Raw genomic sequence first — 15,168 nt, 5'->3', positions numbered from 1 at the left:
CGGACCTCGAGCTCGTCATCGAGCGCGAAAGCGCCGAGCTCCTGCGGCGCGAGCGTCGGTATCGCTCAGGACGCGCGCCGCTCGACGTACGCGGGCGCACGGTGATCCTTGTCGATGACGGCGTCGCGACGGGCGTAACGGCACGCGCCGCCATCGCGTCGCTGCGAAAACTCGGAGCACGCCGCATCGTTCTCGCGGTCGGGGTGTGCGCCGCTGGGACCGCGATCGAGCTGCGCCGCGAGGTCGATGATCTCGTTTGCGTGCTCGAGCCGTCCGACATGGCCGCGGTCGGCCTCTACTTCGATGACTTCGAGCCCGTACGCGACGAGGAGGTCGTCTCGCTGCTCGAGGCGGCCCGGCGTCCAGCGACGGTGTCGCGGTGACGGCCGACATCGCTCGGATCGGGCGCCAGATCCTCCTACCGAGCTGGGCCACCCCATACCGGGGCGTCGCCGACCGCACGAGCGCCGTGCGGCGCAGTACTACAACGTCAGCGCTCTTCGTTTGCTACACAGCGGTCCAGCCGCCGTCGACATAGACCTCGGAGCCGGTCATGTACGAGGCCTTCGGTCCGCACATGAAGGCGATGACATCACCGATCTCCTTCGAAGTACCGAGGCGGCCCATCGGCGTCGACTCTTCGATCGTCTTCTCCATCGGCGTGCCGCGGACCGGGGCGACCATCGGCGTGTCGATGAAGCCGGGGTGGATCGAGTTCACTCGGACGCGCTCTTTCGCATAGCGGATGGCGGCGTTCTTCGTCATGAGCCGCACGGCGCCTTTCGAGGCGTGGTACGCGACCGAGCCGCCGAAGCCACCGACGGCACCGAAGATCGATGACACGTTGACGACGCTCCCGCCTCCGTTGGCCTTCATCGCGGGGATCGCGTACTTCATACCGAACCAGACCCCCATCTGATTGACGGCGATCACCTTGTCCCAGCCCGCGCGTGTCTCCTGCTCGACGTCCTCGAACGTCCCGATCCCCGCGTTGTTCACGAGGATGTCCACGTGGCCGAACTCGCGCACGATGTCGTCCACGAGCTGTTTCCACTGCGCCTCATCGGTGACATCGAGGTGCGCGTAGCGGACACACTTCCCCTGACCAGCGAGCCGCTTGGCGAGCGCCTCGCCCTCGTCCAGCACGTCGGCGACGAAGACGAACGCGCCCTCGTCACAGAGCGCCTCCACTGTCGCCGCCCCGATGCCGCGCGCACCACCCGTCACGATGGCGACCTTGCCCTCAAGCTCTGTCATGTCGATGCCTCCAACGCACGCCTTTTTGTCGAGTGTTGGAGGACCGGAGGAGTACCAATAGAGTCGAACGACGTTCGGCCGACGCCGTCCGGACCATACCGTCGGGAAGCCAGGGTCAGGAGCCCCGCTGCGCCTTTCGCTCCACGCGCACGCGCGCGTCCACGATGAGAGCGCCCGTCGGATGCGCGACGAGGGGATTCGCGTCGAGCTCCGCGATCTGCGGATGACGTTCGACCATCGCGGACAGCCGCAGGAGCGCCTCCTCTACCGCGGCGACGTCGCACTTCGCTGCGCCCCTGAACCCATCGAGCAGCGGGAAAGTGCGCAGCGATCGCACCATGTCATGAGCGTCGTGATCGGTGAGCGGCGTGACACCGACCGTGACGTCCTTCAGGAGCTCAGCGGTCACTCCACCCGCGCCACAGGCCACGACCGGCCCGAACGTCGGGTCCTGAACGACACCCAGCAGGAGCTCCACGCCCGCCGGCGCCATTGGCTGTACGAGGAATCCCGTCGGCTCGTGGCCGTGCGCGCGCACCACCTCCGCGAGACGACGCGCCTCCGGTCCCACCTCCGACGCCGCTACGCCGAGGCGGACGGCCCCGACCTCGGTCTTGTGAACGAGCGTCGGCGCGATCACCTTCAGCGCGACGGGCCCGCCGAGCTCGGCCGCCGCGGCCGCGGCGGCTTCCGGCGTCGGCGCGGTGCGCGAAGCGATGAGGGGCAGCCCGTAGCACGCGAACAGCGTCGCGACCTCAGCTGGGGTGAGCCATCCGCCACCGCGCGCGACCGCGCCCTCGAGCAGCTCATCCGCGTCTTCAGCGCGCACGGGAAAGCGAGGAATGGTGCCGGACGGCCGCGCGCGCCAGCGCGCATACCGCACCACGTGGGCGAGCGCGCGCGCTGCGTCTTCGGGATACGCGAAAGACGGGATCCGCACGCGTTCGTCGGAGAGCTCCGGCGGCACACCCGAGAACGACAGGAACACCGCGAGGACCGGTAACGCGCGCGGAAGCTCGCTCACCGCGGCGCGGATCGCGCGCGCGACATCGGACGCCCGCGTGACGAGTGGCGGGGTGAACATGACGATCACGGCGTCGATCGCTGGATCCGAAGCCAGCACGGCGATCGACCTCGCGTATTCATCGGCTCCCGCGGAGGCGATCATGTCGATGGGGTTCGCGGTCGAGGCTTCAGCCGGCAGAAAGGCGCGCAGCTTCGCGGTGGTGTCGTCCGAGAGCGGCGCGATCTCCAGACCCGCCGCCTCACACGCGTCGGTCGCCAGGATCGCCGGCCCGCCCGCGTTGGTCAGGATCGCGACGCGACCGCCGGCGGGCAGGGGCTGGTTGGCGAGAAGCGCAGCGACGTCGAAGAGCTCGGCGAGGGTCCCGGTGCGGATCACGCCGGTCTGACGGAAGAGCGCGTCGGTGGTCACGTCGGAGGCGGCGACGATCGCGCCGGTGTGCGATGAGGTCGCGCGGGCGCCTGCCACCGAGCGACCGCTCTTCACCGCGACGATCGGCTTCTTCGCGCCCACGCGGCGTGCGATGCGAGCGAACTTCCGCGGATTGCCGAAGGACTCGAGATAGAGCAGCGCCACGTCGGTCCGCGGATCGCTCTCCCAGTACGAGAGCAGGTCGTTGCCGGATACGTCTACCTTGTTGCCGACGGACACGAAGGTCGAGAGGCCGATCCCACGCTGGACGGCATGCTCGATCACAGCGAGCCCGAGCGCGCCGCTCTGCGACAGGAATCCGACGCGGCCCGGCGGTGGATACGACGGTGCGAACGTGGCATTGAGCCGCACCTCGGGATCGGTGTTGATGACACCCATGCAGTTCGGACCGACAAGCCGCACCCCGGACTCGCGACAGATCCGGACGAGCTCGCGCTGGCGCGCGACTCCCTCCGGCCCGGCTTCTGCGAATCCCGCCGAGATCACGACCAGCGCGGCGACGCTCTTGGATGCGCACTCCTTCACGACCGCGAGGACCTGCGCTGCCGGGACGACGACCACCGCGAGGTCCACGGGCCCGGGGATCTCGGTCACGCTCGGGTAGGCGCGGACCGACTGAACCACCTCGGCCGACCGGTTCACCGGATAGACCGGGCCGTTGAACGTCGTCGCGAGGAGGTTATGGAAGATCTCCGCCCCGATCGTGCCTCGCGTCCGCGAGGCACCGACGACCGCGACACTGCGCGGCGACAACAGGCGCTGCAGCGAGGTGCGGAGTGCGACCGCCTCGCGTACGTCATAACGGTCGAGCGCGGCGTCCGTCAGATCGGTGGAGAGCTGCCAGCACTGGAAGCCGTCGCGAGGCGCCGACGTCGCGGTGAACCCGCTCTCGCGCAGGACCTCGGCCATCCGTCGGTTGTCGGGAAGCACGAACGCCTCGAACGTCTGGATACCTCGCGCGCGGGCATGCGCGGCGAGGTCAGCGAGGAGCAGCGTGGCAAGACCCAGACCGCGATGATCGTCGGCCGTCGCGAAGCTCACTTCGGCCCTTCTTCCGTCGATCCGCACGTATTCGGCGTGGGCGATGAGGCGAGCCTCGGGTCCTTCGACGGCGACGAGTCCGTAAGTGTCCGGTCCGACTTCCGCCCAACGAGCGGCCGCGGCGCCCAGATCGATCGCGAGGGAGTTGAAGCGCATGTACCGAGCGTCCCGCGACAGCGAGCGAAGGAACGACTCGAGCGCGGGCCGGTCGGCGGCGAGGACGGGACGGACGCGCACCGTCGTGCCGTCGCGCAGGACGACGCCCTGTTCGATCACAGGAGGGATTGTCCCCTCAGGGTGGAGCCAGCCGCCTGGCGCGTACCTTCCGGTCCACTTCGTGCAGGTCCCGGAGCGAGCTGATCGTGTCGTCTCCACGGATCCCGCACGTTTTGACGGTAGATGCGTTCACGGTGACCCCCATAGGGTCAAAAGGCTCGACGTGGCAGGACGACATGGCCCGTCGTGGCAGATCCGCTCGAGGAGCGTGTCCGGCAGCGCCCGTCGTCGGACGCTGCGAATGCCCGCCAGACCGCGTTCGCCGCGGATTCGACCATGCCACGCACGCCGCTCGACGAGTGCGTCGCGCGGGCCCAGGCGACGCTCGGCCTGTGCTGACGACCGCGATCGAGAGCGCACTTTCGGAGGCCAGCCTGGTGCGACAGGAAGAGATCCGGTCGAGTACGAGAGGACGACTCTAAGGAGGGGCACGTGATCGAGGCCAGAGTACGGATTCACATCGCCCGAAACCCGGAGGATACGTTCGCGTTCTTCGTGGATCTGCGCAACGAGCCTGCTTACAACGCTCAGGTCCGGAGGATCACCAAAACGTCGTCAGGTCCCATCGGCCCCGGCACGTCCTTCGAAGGGGAGCACGTCGGCTTTGGCCGAGTCACGTGGCACCTGCGAGAGTTCGAGGCTCCGCGTCATGTCGTCATCGAGGGCGAGGTAGGCGGGTCGCCTTACCGCTGGGTCGGTGACTTCGCGCCCTCAGGCGACGGCACTGACATGATTGGGCGGATGCAATGGGAGCCGCAAGGCGTCTGGCGTGCCCTCGGTCCGCTTGCCCGCGTGCTGCTTGCCTTCAACGCACGGCGTGCATTCGGGCGTTTCCGCGACACGTTGGAGCAGAGCGACCCGTCACGCTGGGCGTCGCCCCCACAGCGGCACCTCAGGGCGAAGTGATGGTCGACGCATTGCCACCAAGTCGGTCATGCCACGGGCTCGCGGAGCGTCAGCTGCTCGGCCACGCGCCGCACGCCGCGTACGCGCAGGGCGACCTCCGCCGCGTTGTCCGCGTCCTTCAGATCATCGGCGCGACCGCGGAGGATGGCGACCCCATCGCGCACCTCGACGTGTACGTGCAGTGCGGCGGTCGACGGGTCCTCGCGTAGCTCGCGGCGGATCGCTTTCGCGATGACCTCGTCCGCGCGTTTCACGCTCACGTAGGCGACAGTACGAAGCGGCGTGGCGGGGATCGTCGTGCGTTCCGGATGCGACTTCGAGGGCCACAGGTCGCATCGACCGATGCTCGCCGCCCATTCTCACGTAGGTGATTGCCTGAACAGTCTCGCCGAGCCTCAGCGCGTCTCGCTCCTGTTGGGCCGTCGCTGCGCTCAGCGCAGAGCGACCCACCGATGACCATCGCCGGCCTCCGTCGCGGGTTGTGTCCTCCGCAGGCTACCGGCGCGGAACCGGCCCGCCTGTAGGGCCGGCGACCACTCCGACATACGGCCAGACCGCACGCCGCGATGGACCGGGCGGCACTACTGCTCGCGGACGCCTGCCCGTACGGTGTCTGCGTGATCGAGCCCACACCGATCGGCCTGTCCGACCGTGAGGCTGCGGAGCGGCGCTCGCGCGGCCTGGGTAATCCGCAGCCGCCCGCCACGGGAAGGACCTATCGCGAGATCCTCCGCGACAACGTCTTCACGTTCGTGAACGGCGTGATCTTCGTCATGGGGCTCGCGCTTGTCGCCCTCGGTCAGTGGAGCGACGCTCTCGTCTCTGTCGGGGTCGTCACGATCAACGTGGTCGTCGGACTTGCGCAGGAGGTGAGGGCCAAACGCGTACTCGACCGGATCGCGTTGCTGACGCGTCCGCGAGCACGGGTGATCCGCGACGGAGCGGAGCGCGAGATCGATCCGGCGGAGGTCGTGCTCGGCGACGTGCTTGTGGCGCGCCCGGGCGATCAGATCGTCGTCGATGGAAGGATCTCCGGCACCGGGCAGATGGACCTCGATGAATCGTTGATCAGCGGGGAGTCGGAGCCCGTCGCGAAAGGCCGCGATGACGAAGTGCTCTCGGGCAGCTTCTGCATCGCGGGGGCCGCCGCATACGAGGCCGTCCGCGTGGGCGAGGCAAGCTACGCGAATCGCATCACGGTCGGAGCGCGGGCGCCGCGCCGTGCGTTGACGCCATTACAGCGGCAGGTCGATCTCGTCGTGCGCGTGATCCTGTTCGTCGCGGTGTCATTCGGGATCATCCTCGTCGCATCCGCGATCATCGAGGGCCAGCCCGCGGTCGAGGTGGTCAGACTCGCCGTCGTCGTTCTCGGGCTCGTGCCCAATGGGCTGTTCGTAGCGATCGCCGCGGCCTACGCGATGGGCGCGGTGCGCATGGCCAGTAAGGGCGCGCTGGTGCAGCAGACGAACGCCGTCGAGTCACTCAGCAACGTCGACGTCCTGTGCCTCGACAAGACTGGGACGCTGACATCGGGTCGACTCGTGCTCGAGGCGCTGCGGCCGTTCCACGTTGACGAGTCCGCGGCGCGGGGGGTCCTCGGCGACGTGGTCGCGAGCCTCAGCACACTCGATCGCACGACCACTGCGGTCGCGCGGTCGTGCGAGGGTCGACGCCGTCCGCTGGCCGATGAGGTCTCGTTCACATCCGAGCTGCGCTGGAGCGCGCTGGCATTCTCCGATGAGGACGGGTCGCCGCTCTTGCTCGGGGCCCCGGAGGCGCTCCGCACGCGTCTGACGGTGGGGGACGCCGCTGATGTCGATCGTGTGTCCTCACAGCTCGCCGAACGCGGCCTGCGCGTGGTCCTGCTGGCCCGCGCACAGGAGCCCGCGGCCCTCCGCGACGCAGGAGGGCGTCCGGTCCTTCCGCCTCACCTCTCGCCGATCGCCGTCGTCGCGCTACGGGACGAGCTGCGCCCCGAGGTGCGCGAGACGCTCTCGCGTTTCGCGCAGGTCGGTGTGGCGATCAAGGTGATCTCGGGCGATCACCCGAAGACCGTCGGTGCGATCGCCACGAGCGCCGGCATCGAGCCCGTCGGCGGCATCGTGACCGGCGCGGACATCGAACGGATCGAGGGTGACGGGCTGCGGCAATTCGCGGCGGAGCATGCGATCTTCGCGCGCGTCGCTCCGCACCAGAAGGAACGACTCGTTCAGGCCATGCGCGAGGACGGACGGTACGTGGCCATGGTGGGCGACGGCGTGAACGATGTGCCCTCGCTCAAGAGGGCCGACCTGTCGATCGCGCTGCACGGCGGCACGCAGGCGGCTCGCGCCGTCGCGGACCTCGTGTTGCTCGACGACTCCTTCGCGGCGCTGCCCGTCGCATTCCGTGAGGGCCAGCGGATCCTCCAGGGCATGCAGGACGTGCTGCGCCTTTTCCTCACGCGTATCACCTTCATGGCGCTGCTCATCGCTGCCGCCGCGCTGGTGGACGCGGGCTTCCCTTACACGCCGAAGCAGACCGCGCTTCTCACGCTCCTCACCGTGGGGATCCCGGCCATCGCGCTGGCCGCCACCGCGCGCCCGACGCCACGCGTTCGCGAGCGGCTGGTCCGCTCGCTCATCCATTTCGTGGTGCCGGCCGCGTGGTCGCTGGCGCTCGTCGCGCTGCTGTTGTTCGTCGCGTACACCGCGTTCGGAGACTCGCTCGAGCGTGCACGGAGCACGCTCACGACGTTCTCGATCCTGTGCGGCCTGATGCTCGTCGTCTACGCCGCGCCGCCGACGCGCCGCTGGACCGGTGGTGAGAACAGCGTCGCCGGTTGGCCGACAGTCGCGCTGATCGTTCCACTGCTCGGCGCGTTCGCGTGGGCCATCACTGCTCCGGAGTTGCGTGCGTTCTTCGACCTCGGCACGCTCCAGGGCGTAGATCTCGCCGTCGCGGTGGCCGCGTGCTCGCTCTGGGCAGTGGCACTCCGCTGGACGTGGCGGCAACGGCTGTTGGAGCGAGCGCTCGGGATAACAGAAACGTATGCGGCGCAACGACCCCAACAGATGGTAGGGAACTAAGGGCGGAACATCTCGCGCAGCCGGTCGGCGAGAAGGTCGAGAGAGCTCGCCACCCACAGCGCACTATCGCCCGCTTAGCCTGCCTGGCCCGCGGAGAACACCTGCGCGAAGATCCACAGCGCCGCGAGTAACGCGACGCCTGAGGCGGCCAGAACGGTCATCGCCAGTGTGAACGCGTACCGGTGATCCGGGACGTCGCGGCGGGCCGGCACGGCGAGCCTCGCCGAGGGGCACCGGCGCTGTGGGGCAGAACGACCCTACGGGGCGACGAGCGGCGCCGACACGGGGTTTGACGGACCGGAAATCGCAGTGGTGGTGGGTGTGCCGCGGGTCCCGGCGAGCTCCTGAAGCGTTCGCCAGTTCTGAAGACGATCCTCCTGTGTCGCGCGTATCTCAGCGCTCGACGTGCCGTCGTCGCTGAAATGCGGCGCGAAGCGGCCCTCGGTGCGCGCGAACGTGAGAAAGTCCACGACCGTTCCGTCGGGGAGCGTGGACCAGTCAGCCGCGAGTTGTGGGTTCCCTTGCAGTGAGAGTCGCTCCTTCAGGGTCGCCCCCTTCCGCGGGTCATACGTGAAGAGCGGGAAAGCGCGTGAGTCGACCGCGAGCCGCGACTGGCGATTCGATGCGTCGTCGGAGATCCCATGCTCGGGCTGGCACGGCGCGTAAGAGATCACGACGGCGGGTCCGGGATAGCTGTTCGCGTCGAGGATCGCCTTGTAGAAGTGGTTCACGTGCGCCGGCGTCGTCTGCGCGACGAACACGTCACCGTGCGCCATGAGGATGCGGCCGAGCTCCTTGCGGCGCTCGGGACGTCCGTGCAGCGACTTGCCGTACGCGGACAGCTTCGTGACCTGTCCGCCGAACGACGCGGTCGATGCCTGGCCACCAGTGTTCGAGTACACCTGCGTATCCAGCACGAGCACCTTGATGTCGGCGCCCGCTGCGACCATCCGCGACAGCGACTGGAAGCCGATGTCGTACATCGCGCCGTCGCCTCCGATCACCCAGATGCGACGCTCGGACTTGCCTTCCTGATCCCAGCGCGCACGGATCCCGAGGGCATCTGCCGGACCGTTCTCGAAGAGCGAGTTCGTCCACGGAACGAGGTACGGGTTGTATGGGTAGGTGCTGCCGAACACCGTGTTGCACCCGGTGGACGCGACGATGCCCATCCCTTCGCTGCCGTAGGTCTGTCGCGTCGCAGCGACCAGCATCCGGATCGCGGTGGCCTCGCCGCAGCCGGAGCACGAGCCCGCGCCCCCGACGTACCCCATCGCGTGCTCGCCGAGCATGAGGTCCGCGAGGGCCTTCTCATTGCGATACTCCCGCGGCGTCGGCGGAAGTGATCGGAAGAAGCGCATGTCGCGCGCATAGCGATCCAGCGTCGCCTCGGCGCTGGGGCCCTCCGGCGCCTTGTCGACCATCGCCAGCGCGTCGTAGCCGAGCGCGACGCACACCTCGACGCACTCCGCGCAGCCCTTGCAGTGCACCGGATCGACGAAGATGCCGAAGAGCGCAGGTTCGAGCCCACGCTTTGCCGGCACCTCGCCGTACTTACGCGTTTCGACGAAGTGCGAGCGCGCCGTCTCGGCCGCCCGCGCCGCGTTCGGCTCGGTCTTCGCGAACGCCGCGGTCCGCTCTTCGACGGCGGACTTCTGGAGCGCGATGCCGAGGATCGCCGTGTCGGGACAGGTGTTCACGCAGCTCATGCAGCCGACGCAGCGGTCGGCGATGAACTCCGGGATGCGCGGCGCTAGGTGACTGAAGTCGCGTGTCGCGGCAGTGCCCGGCGGGATGATGCTCCGGGCGACCCCCCGGTCGGCCGGAAGCTCGACATCCGCGGCGTTCGCGCGATATGCGTCCATGACGGCGCGATTGAAATCGTCGACGTACGCGTGCACGTCAAAGAGATGCTGAGCGTCGGCGACCGCGTGTGTCTCCATCGGAGCGCCGGGCTGCTTCGTGAGCGTCATCTGTGCGCCATTTCGTGAATGACGTCGGAGACGGACAGCACGCCGACCGGCGTGCGTCCATCCTCGGCAACGACCACGAGCCGATGGATCTGTTCCTTCTCCATCAGAGCCGCGGCGTCGTCGAGCGCCATGCCCTCGCTCGCGGTAACGGCGGGTGCGGTCATGAGGTGGCGTACGGCCAGGCCGGGCAGCGCTCTCCAGAGGTGATCGATGACCCGCGCGCGCAGGAGATCGGTCTGGGAGATCACGCCGACGAGGTGCCCATCTCGATCGACGACCGGCATGCCGCTGATGTGGTACGTGTCAAGCAGGCCGGCGGCCTCGCTGAGCGGGGCATCCGCCCGGACGTTGATGCTGGCCTTCGTCATGACATCGCGCACGATGCGTCTGGTCATCACGTCACCTCCTGAAGGTGGGGGGTCGCGGCGGCGCCGATGATCGCCTCGGTCACGTCGATCACACCGTCGTACGCAGCGCGGACCACGGCCATGTTCGCGTCGACGACCGCCCCGCCGCGCTTTCCGAAGAAGCGCGTCAAGCGATCGCGCACCGCGGCCATGAGCTGGTCCTCGCTCAGTCCGGCACGCTGCGCGAAAGGCGCGACGCGGAGGAATACACCGACGAGCGCGACGCCCTGCATGCGCACGAGAAGGTCGGGCCGTGGGGAGTGGGTGCGCGCCAGCGCGGCGGTGTCCTGCGCCACGACGCGAACGCGCCGCGCGAGGATCTCGGTGCGTGCGCGGACCGGCAACGATGCCCAGATCCGCTCGGGGTCGGTGAGCGGCGACTGAACGAAGACCGTGCCGCCATCGACCAGACCGTGGAGCGGCGCACCCTGAGAGAACGCGGCGACATCGTGGAGCGGCACGAAGTCAACGCGTTCGAGCTCGGCGTGCGTGCGGATAGGTCCCTCCGCGATCGTCAGGAAGTACGCGGTCGGCAGACCCTTCTTCTCGGAGCCGTAGCGCGGGTAGGCCTGAACACGAAGGCCGAAGAGATCGCCGACGAGCGCCGCGAGCAGCTTGTTCGTCGTCACCGAGCCGAACCCGCCGATCGAGTGCCCGCGCATGCTGTACGCGCCCTTGGGTCGGACATCGAGCTCCATGCGTTCGAGCGCGAGCGGATGACGGATGCCCAGAACGGCGAAGCGGCGCTCGCTGCTCAGTGGCTCCTGGAGCCAGCGGAAGACGGCGGCGATGTCGCCGGCCGCCACGTCCCGCGAGCCGAGGCCGGCCGAGACCGACGCGACGAGCGGGATGTGTGCCCCGCTCCCTGCGACGTCCGCGAGCGCGGCCTTCACCTCGCGCGTGAGAGGGTTGTCGGCTGCCGCGGGTTCATCGGTGCGCTCGATGACCGCGACGGCACGGGCGTGCTTGAGCGCGGCGGCGATCCGCGCCGCCGGGAATGGACGGAAGCTCGTGACCCCAACGCAGCCGACCCGACGGCCCGCGCGACGCAGCTCGTCGACGACGGCGATCGCCGTGTCGGCGATCGTGCCCATCGCGACGACGATCGTTTCGGCGTCTTCGCAGCGGTACGCATCGACCAGGTTGTATGGCCGGCCGGTGAGGTCCGTCCACACGTGCATCGCAAGGCGGACTTCCTCGGCGAGCCGGTGGTAGAACACACGCTGCCCGATCCTCCCCTTCATGTAGGCGTCCTGGTTCTGCACGACGCCGGTCATCAGCGACTCCTTCGGGTCGAAGTAGGAGCGCACGTGCTCGCGTGGGTCGCCGACGAACTCTCGCAGGAGCGCGTCCTCCGGAAGCAGCACGTTCTCGAACGTGTGCGTCGTGAGGAAGCCGTCCTGCACGACAAGGAACGGGGTCTCCGTTGCCTCGGCCGCGCGCCGCGCGATCGCGGTGAGGTCGGCGGCCTCCTGCACGTTGCGCGCGAAGAGGATCCCCCAGCCCGTGTCGGCGACGCCCATCACGTCGTCGTGTCCGGCGTGGATGTTCAGCGCCTGGCTCGTGAGCGCGCGCGCACCGACATGGAACACGGCGGGCAGGCGCTTGCCTGCGATGACGTAGAGGACTTCTTTCATGAGGATGAGCCCCTGGCCGGCGGTGAAATTCGTCACGCGTCCGCCGGCGAGCGCGAAGCCCTCGGCGGCCGAGGCCGAGGAATGCTCCGACTCCGGCTCGATGAACCGCAGCGGCGTGCCCCAGAGATTCGCCGCGCCGTCCGCGACCGCTGCCTGGTACAGGGCGGCCATGGTCGTGGAGGGGGTGATCGGGTACGCGCAGGAGCCTTCCGATATCCGCGTTTCGACATGCGCGATGGCCTCGGAGCCATCGGCCACGACGGGGATGCCGGGGTAGCGCGGGGCCGTCATGAGAGGAGCCTGAGCGGACGGATCGCACCTCGACACGGCCGAACGGCCCAACCGGAGTGGCCGACCGTCCTCTACAGCGATTACCTGACGGAGACGGCTGGCAGACAGCGCGGCCGCTGCGCTTGCTACAGCTTGCGGACGACGAAGCGGAGCACGTTCCCGAACTGACTGGACTCGAGAAGGGCGTTGCCGGTGGCGCGGGACCAGGTGTCGAGCGCGCGCACCGACCCGGGGTCCGTGGAGAGGACCTCGACCAGCTCGCCGTGGGAGAGCTCGCTCATGGTGTTCGACACACGACTGAGCGTGAGCTGCCAAGGGACACCCTGGAGATCGAGCCGTCGGTGGATCAACATCGCCATGCCCATAGGGTCCGCCAGGACACGCACGCGGGCGAGAGCCGTTACGCCGCTTAATCGCGGCCATTCGACACCTGAGAACTGGGATGCTCGGGGGACGTGAAACCCGAGCGACCTGCCGTTCGCCGAAGTCTTGTCATGACTCGTCTTCTTCGGTCGAAGGAGCCGATCCACGATCTTCCTTGGATCGTGATCGTGTTTGATGCCGCTCCCAGTTTCGCGGTCGTTGATGGGATCTCTGACCCGCGATTCCCTCGGCAGGCCCCTCGGGACGTCTTGGATGTTCGCACGCTTTTCGCGACGTGGCAGGGCCGATCGTCGCACCGTTGCGGGCCAGAGGTCGCGGACCGCGTCGGGTCGGGACTTACACCTGTTCTTGGCGGCGCCGACTTTCGCCTTGCCCCGTGGCCGGTAGCGTGGGGCCGATGGTGATCATCCTCGCGCTCATCATCATCGCGCTGGCCGGCTTCGCCGCGTACGCCTACCTTCGCGCGTGCGGGATCGCGACCGCGGGCGAGGAGCGTCTGGCCATCGTGTTCGGGTTCGCACTCGCCCTCGTGTTGCGTCCGGATAGTCCGGTCGAGCTCGTCACCGAGTTCGTCGCGGTCGGCACCGCCGTGCTCGGCATCGCCTCGATCGCGCATCTGGCGGCGGTCACGCTCCGCGATCCTCGAGCGGCCGGTGCGCCCGGCTAGTTAGCAGCGGCGAGGACCTTCTCGCGTGCGCCGGCGGCTGCGACCTTCGTCGCGCGGACGATCAACACAGAGCACGGGGCGTTGAAGAGCACCGCACGCGCGACGCTACCCAGGAAGATCCGGGTCACGCCGGTGCGGCCGTGGCTTCCGATGACTATGCAGTCGGCGTGCTCCTCGACCGCCGCGGCGATGAGCTGCTCAGCCGCATCACCCTCGCGGACCTTCGAGGTCGCGTTCAGCCCCGCAGCCCCGAGCGCTGCGGCGCGCTCGTGCGCGATCTTGCCGATCGCCTCACGAAGCGCGGGGAGCGAGTCGTAGTAGGCCTGCACGGCCCCGTACGTCGCCATCGGCGCATCGCCCGCGGCCAGGGTCGAAGGGAACGGAGCATCTACCACGCTGACGACACGGACCTCGAGATCGCTCAGCGCCGGCGCCGTTGCCAGTACGCGGGCGCCCGCGGCCGCGGTCTCCGAACCGTCCTCCGCGAGGATCACCCGCCGGAGCGCGGGACCGCGCGCGACGAGCACCGGGCACGGTGCGCGATCGACGACCTCAGCGGAGACGGAACCCAGCAGCCCCGACGCGATCGCGCGACGACCGCGGCTCCCCATCACGATGATGTCGGCTTTCGTTCGCTCCGCCTCTTCGACGATGACGTCCGCGGTCCGGCCGATGACGAGGGCTGTCCCGACGTCGCGTCCGGCTGCGCGGAGCGTGGCGGCCGCCGTGTCCAGCTCGGCCTGGAGCTGCAGCTCCGCGGCTTTGCCGATCTCGACGATCGCCGCGGGTGCGAACGCGGTGATCTCCGGAAAGGGCTCGATGACGTGGAGTATCCGGATCGTCGAGCCCGACGGGAGTGGAAGTCTCTTGACGATCGTCACGGCATCGTTGGCGTGCGGTGAGAAGTCGGTCGCGATGAGGACGCGCATGACGCACCTCCGGCGCAGGTCTCCGACAAGGGTCGCGCCGAGGTGCGAGATGCGCGTGAGGCGAACGACTCCCCCCGGCAGGTCCGAACGGCACGCGAACGGCCCCAAACCGCGTCGGGCACCGACCCACGCCGCAACGGGTACAGCCTGACTGCGAGCGCTCCGCGGCCTGCCTAGCCTGCCCGGTGGAAACGGAGGTCTCCGATGAAGACGACCGTCGTCAAGACGGACGCGCAGCTCCGCCAAGATGTCATCGACGAGATCGAGCGGGATTGGCGGTTCAAGGCGGCCGAGCTCGGCGTTGCGGTCGATCGGGGCGTCGTCACGCTCACCGGCACGGTCTCGAGCTACCCCAAGCTCATGGCCGCCGCCGATATCGCAGCCGAGATCGCGGGTACGCAGGGCGTCGCGAACGAGCTCGTAGTCCGCAGTCCGGGCCTCACGGGCCCGAACGACACCGAGCTCGCCAGCGCGGTGCGCACCGCGCTGAAGTGGGACGTCGACATGCCCGAGGAGAAGATCGAGGTGATCGTGCGCAGGGGCGCTGTCACGCTCAAAGGGTCGGTGGATTACTGGTATCAGAAGCGGGCAGCGGGCGACCGTGTGGCCGCGCTGAAAGGGGTGTCCGCGATCAACAATCACATCACCGTCGTCCCCCCGTCGATCCCGGCCCACGCCATCCGGACCAGCGTCGAAAGAGCGATCGAGCGTCGGATCCCGCTCGCCGCTCGCCACATCACCGTTGGCGTGATGGACGGTCTCGTCACGCTCTCGGGCAACGTCGAGTTCTCCGGCGATCGCGCGCTCGCTGAGAAGGCCGCGTGGATGACCGAAGGCGTCCGGGCCGTCATCAACAAGCTTGTCGCCGCCTGGTGA

Annotated in this window: 15 protein-coding genes; 6 read left to right on the top strand and 9 right to left on the bottom strand. The window is 68.7% G+C overall.

Going from position 1 to position 15,168, the window contains the following annotated elements:
- Nucleotides 1-383, top strand: a 383-nt coding sequence (locus VI056_12085; protein HEY6203767.1) for a phosphoribosyltransferase family protein, incomplete at its 5' end; no start/stop codon positions are given.
- A 124-nt stretch (nt 384-507) separates the two neighbouring features.
- Here the strand turns inward: VI056_12085 and VI056_12080 are convergent.
- Nucleotides 508-1,257, bottom strand: coding sequence for an SDR family oxidoreductase (locus VI056_12080; GenBank protein HEY6203766.1), 750 nt, complete (start codon nt 1,255-1,257; stop codon nt 508-510).
- 115 nt (nt 1,258-1,372) lie between these two features.
- Nucleotides 1,373-4,030, bottom strand: a complete 2,658-nt coding sequence (locus VI056_12075) for a GNAT family N-acetyltransferase (protein HEY6203765.1) — start codon at nt 4,028-4,030, stop codon at nt 1,373-1,375.
- Nucleotides 4,031-4,216: 186 nt separating this feature from the next.
- Here VI056_12075 and VI056_12070 point away from each other — a divergent pair, with 186 nt between their 5' ends.
- Nucleotides 4,217-4,369: a hypothetical protein gene (locus VI056_12070; protein ID HEY6203764.1), complete on the top strand. Its 153-nt coding sequence runs from the start codon at nt 4,217-4,219 to the stop codon at nt 4,367-4,369.
- A gap of 93 nt (nt 4,370-4,462) precedes the next feature.
- Nucleotides 4,463-4,936, top strand: a complete 474-nt coding sequence (locus VI056_12065; GenBank protein HEY6203763.1) for an SRPBCC family protein — start codon at nt 4,463-4,465, stop codon at nt 4,934-4,936.
- A gap of 26 nt (nt 4,937-4,962) precedes the next feature.
- On the opposite strand, the gene VI056_12060 is transcribed toward VI056_12065, so the two are convergent.
- Nucleotides 4,963-5,196, bottom strand: a complete 234-nt coding sequence (locus VI056_12060) for a BON domain-containing protein (protein HEY6203762.1) — start codon at nt 5,194-5,196, stop codon at nt 4,963-4,965.
- A 357-nt stretch (nt 5,197-5,553) separates the two neighbouring features.
- Here VI056_12060 and VI056_12055 point away from each other — a divergent pair, with 357 nt between their 5' ends.
- Entirely contained in the window at nt 5,554-8,004 is a 2,451-nt protein-coding gene (locus VI056_12055) for an HAD-IC family P-type ATPase (protein ID HEY6203761.1), read from the top strand.
- A gap of 74 nt (nt 8,005-8,078) precedes the next feature.
- Here the strand turns inward: VI056_12055 and VI056_12050 are convergent, their stop codons facing one another.
- The 5 genes from VI056_12050 to VI056_12030 all read right to left on the bottom strand — a co-directional run bounded on the left by VI056_12050 (nt 8,079) and on the right by VI056_12030 (nt 12,671).
- Nucleotides 8,079-8,216, bottom strand: coding sequence for a hypothetical protein (locus VI056_12050; GenBank protein ID HEY6203760.1), 138 nt, complete (start codon nt 8,214-8,216; stop codon nt 8,079-8,081).
- Between the two features lie 45 nt (nt 8,217-8,261).
- Nucleotides 8,262-9,977, bottom strand: a complete 1,716-nt coding sequence (locus VI056_12045; GenBank protein HEY6203759.1) for a thiamine pyrophosphate-dependent enzyme — start codon at nt 9,975-9,977, stop codon at nt 8,262-8,264.
- Nucleotides 9,974-10,372, bottom strand: a complete 399-nt coding sequence (locus tag VI056_12040; GenBank protein HEY6203758.1) for a CBS domain-containing protein — start codon at nt 10,370-10,372, stop codon at nt 9,974-9,976. Before VI056_12040 ends, VI056_12045 begins: the two co-directional genes overlap by 4 nt.
- Nucleotides 10,372-12,312 (bottom strand): 2-oxoacid:acceptor oxidoreductase family protein, encoded by a 1,941-nt coding sequence (locus tag VI056_12035; GenBank protein HEY6203757.1) that lies wholly within the window; start codon nt 12,310-12,312, stop codon nt 10,372-10,374. Before VI056_12035 ends, VI056_12040 begins: the two co-directional genes overlap by 1 nt.
- Nucleotides 12,313-12,437: 125 nt before the next feature.
- Complete coding sequence (locus tag VI056_12030; GenBank protein HEY6203756.1) at nt 12,438-12,671, bottom strand: sulfurtransferase TusA family protein; 234 nt, start codon at nt 12,669-12,671, stop codon at nt 12,438-12,440.
- A 401-nt stretch (nt 12,672-13,072) separates the two neighbouring features.
- Between VI056_12030 and VI056_12025 the strand changes: the two genes are divergently transcribed.
- Nucleotides 13,073-13,363 carry a hypothetical protein gene (locus VI056_12025; protein HEY6203755.1) on the top strand — a complete coding sequence of 97 codons (291 nt, stop codon included), beginning with the start codon at nt 13,073-13,075 and terminating at the stop codon, nt 13,361-13,363.
- Here the strand turns inward: VI056_12025 and VI056_12020 are convergent.
- Nucleotides 13,360-14,292 (bottom strand): universal stress protein, encoded by a 933-nt coding sequence (locus VI056_12020; GenBank protein ID HEY6203754.1) that lies wholly within the window; start codon nt 14,290-14,292, stop codon nt 13,360-13,362. The genes VI056_12025 and VI056_12020 overlap by 4 nt on opposite strands.
- Nucleotides 14,293-14,496: 204 nt before the next feature.
- On the opposite strand from VI056_12020, the gene VI056_12015 reads away from it, so the two are divergent.
- A complete protein-coding gene (locus VI056_12015) occupies nt 14,497-15,168 on the top strand; it encodes a BON domain-containing protein (GenBank protein ID HEY6203753.1) in 672 nt (223 codons plus the stop codon).

It is taken from the genome of Candidatus Limnocylindria bacterium (assembly GCA_036523395.1).
Taxonomy (GTDB): Bacteria; Chloroflexota; Limnocylindria; order P2-11E; family P2-11E; genus CF-39.
This window is presented reverse-complemented; position numbering and strand designations above follow the sequence as displayed.

Bases quoted from the DNA above. Each gene is read 5' to 3' on its own strand.
- VI056_12020 (HEY6203754.1), bottom strand. From the start codon at position 14,292: ATGCGCGTCCTCATCGCGACCGACTTCTCACCGCACGCCAACGATGCC.
- VI056_12040 (HEY6203758.1), bottom strand. From the start codon at position 10,372: ATGACCAGACGCATCGTGCGCGATGTCATGACGAAGGCCAGCATCAAC.
- VI056_12030 (HEY6203756.1), bottom strand. From the start codon at position 12,671: ATGGCGATGTTGATCCACCGACGGCTCGATCTCCAGGGTGTCCCTTGG.
- VI056_12015 (HEY6203753.1), top strand. From the start codon at position 14,497: ATGAAGACGACCGTCGTCAAGACGGACGCGCAGCTCCGCCAAGATGTC.
- VI056_12035 (HEY6203757.1), bottom strand. From the start codon at position 12,312: ATGACGGCCCCGCGCTACCCCGGCATCCCCGTCGTGGCCGATGGCTCC.
- VI056_12045 (HEY6203759.1), bottom strand. From the start codon at position 9,977: ATGACGCTCACGAAGCAGCCCGGCGCTCCGATGGAGACACACGCGGTC.
- VI056_12080 (HEY6203766.1), bottom strand. From the start codon at position 1,257: ATGACAGAGCTTGAGGGCAAGGTCGCCATCGTGACGGGTGGTGCGCGC.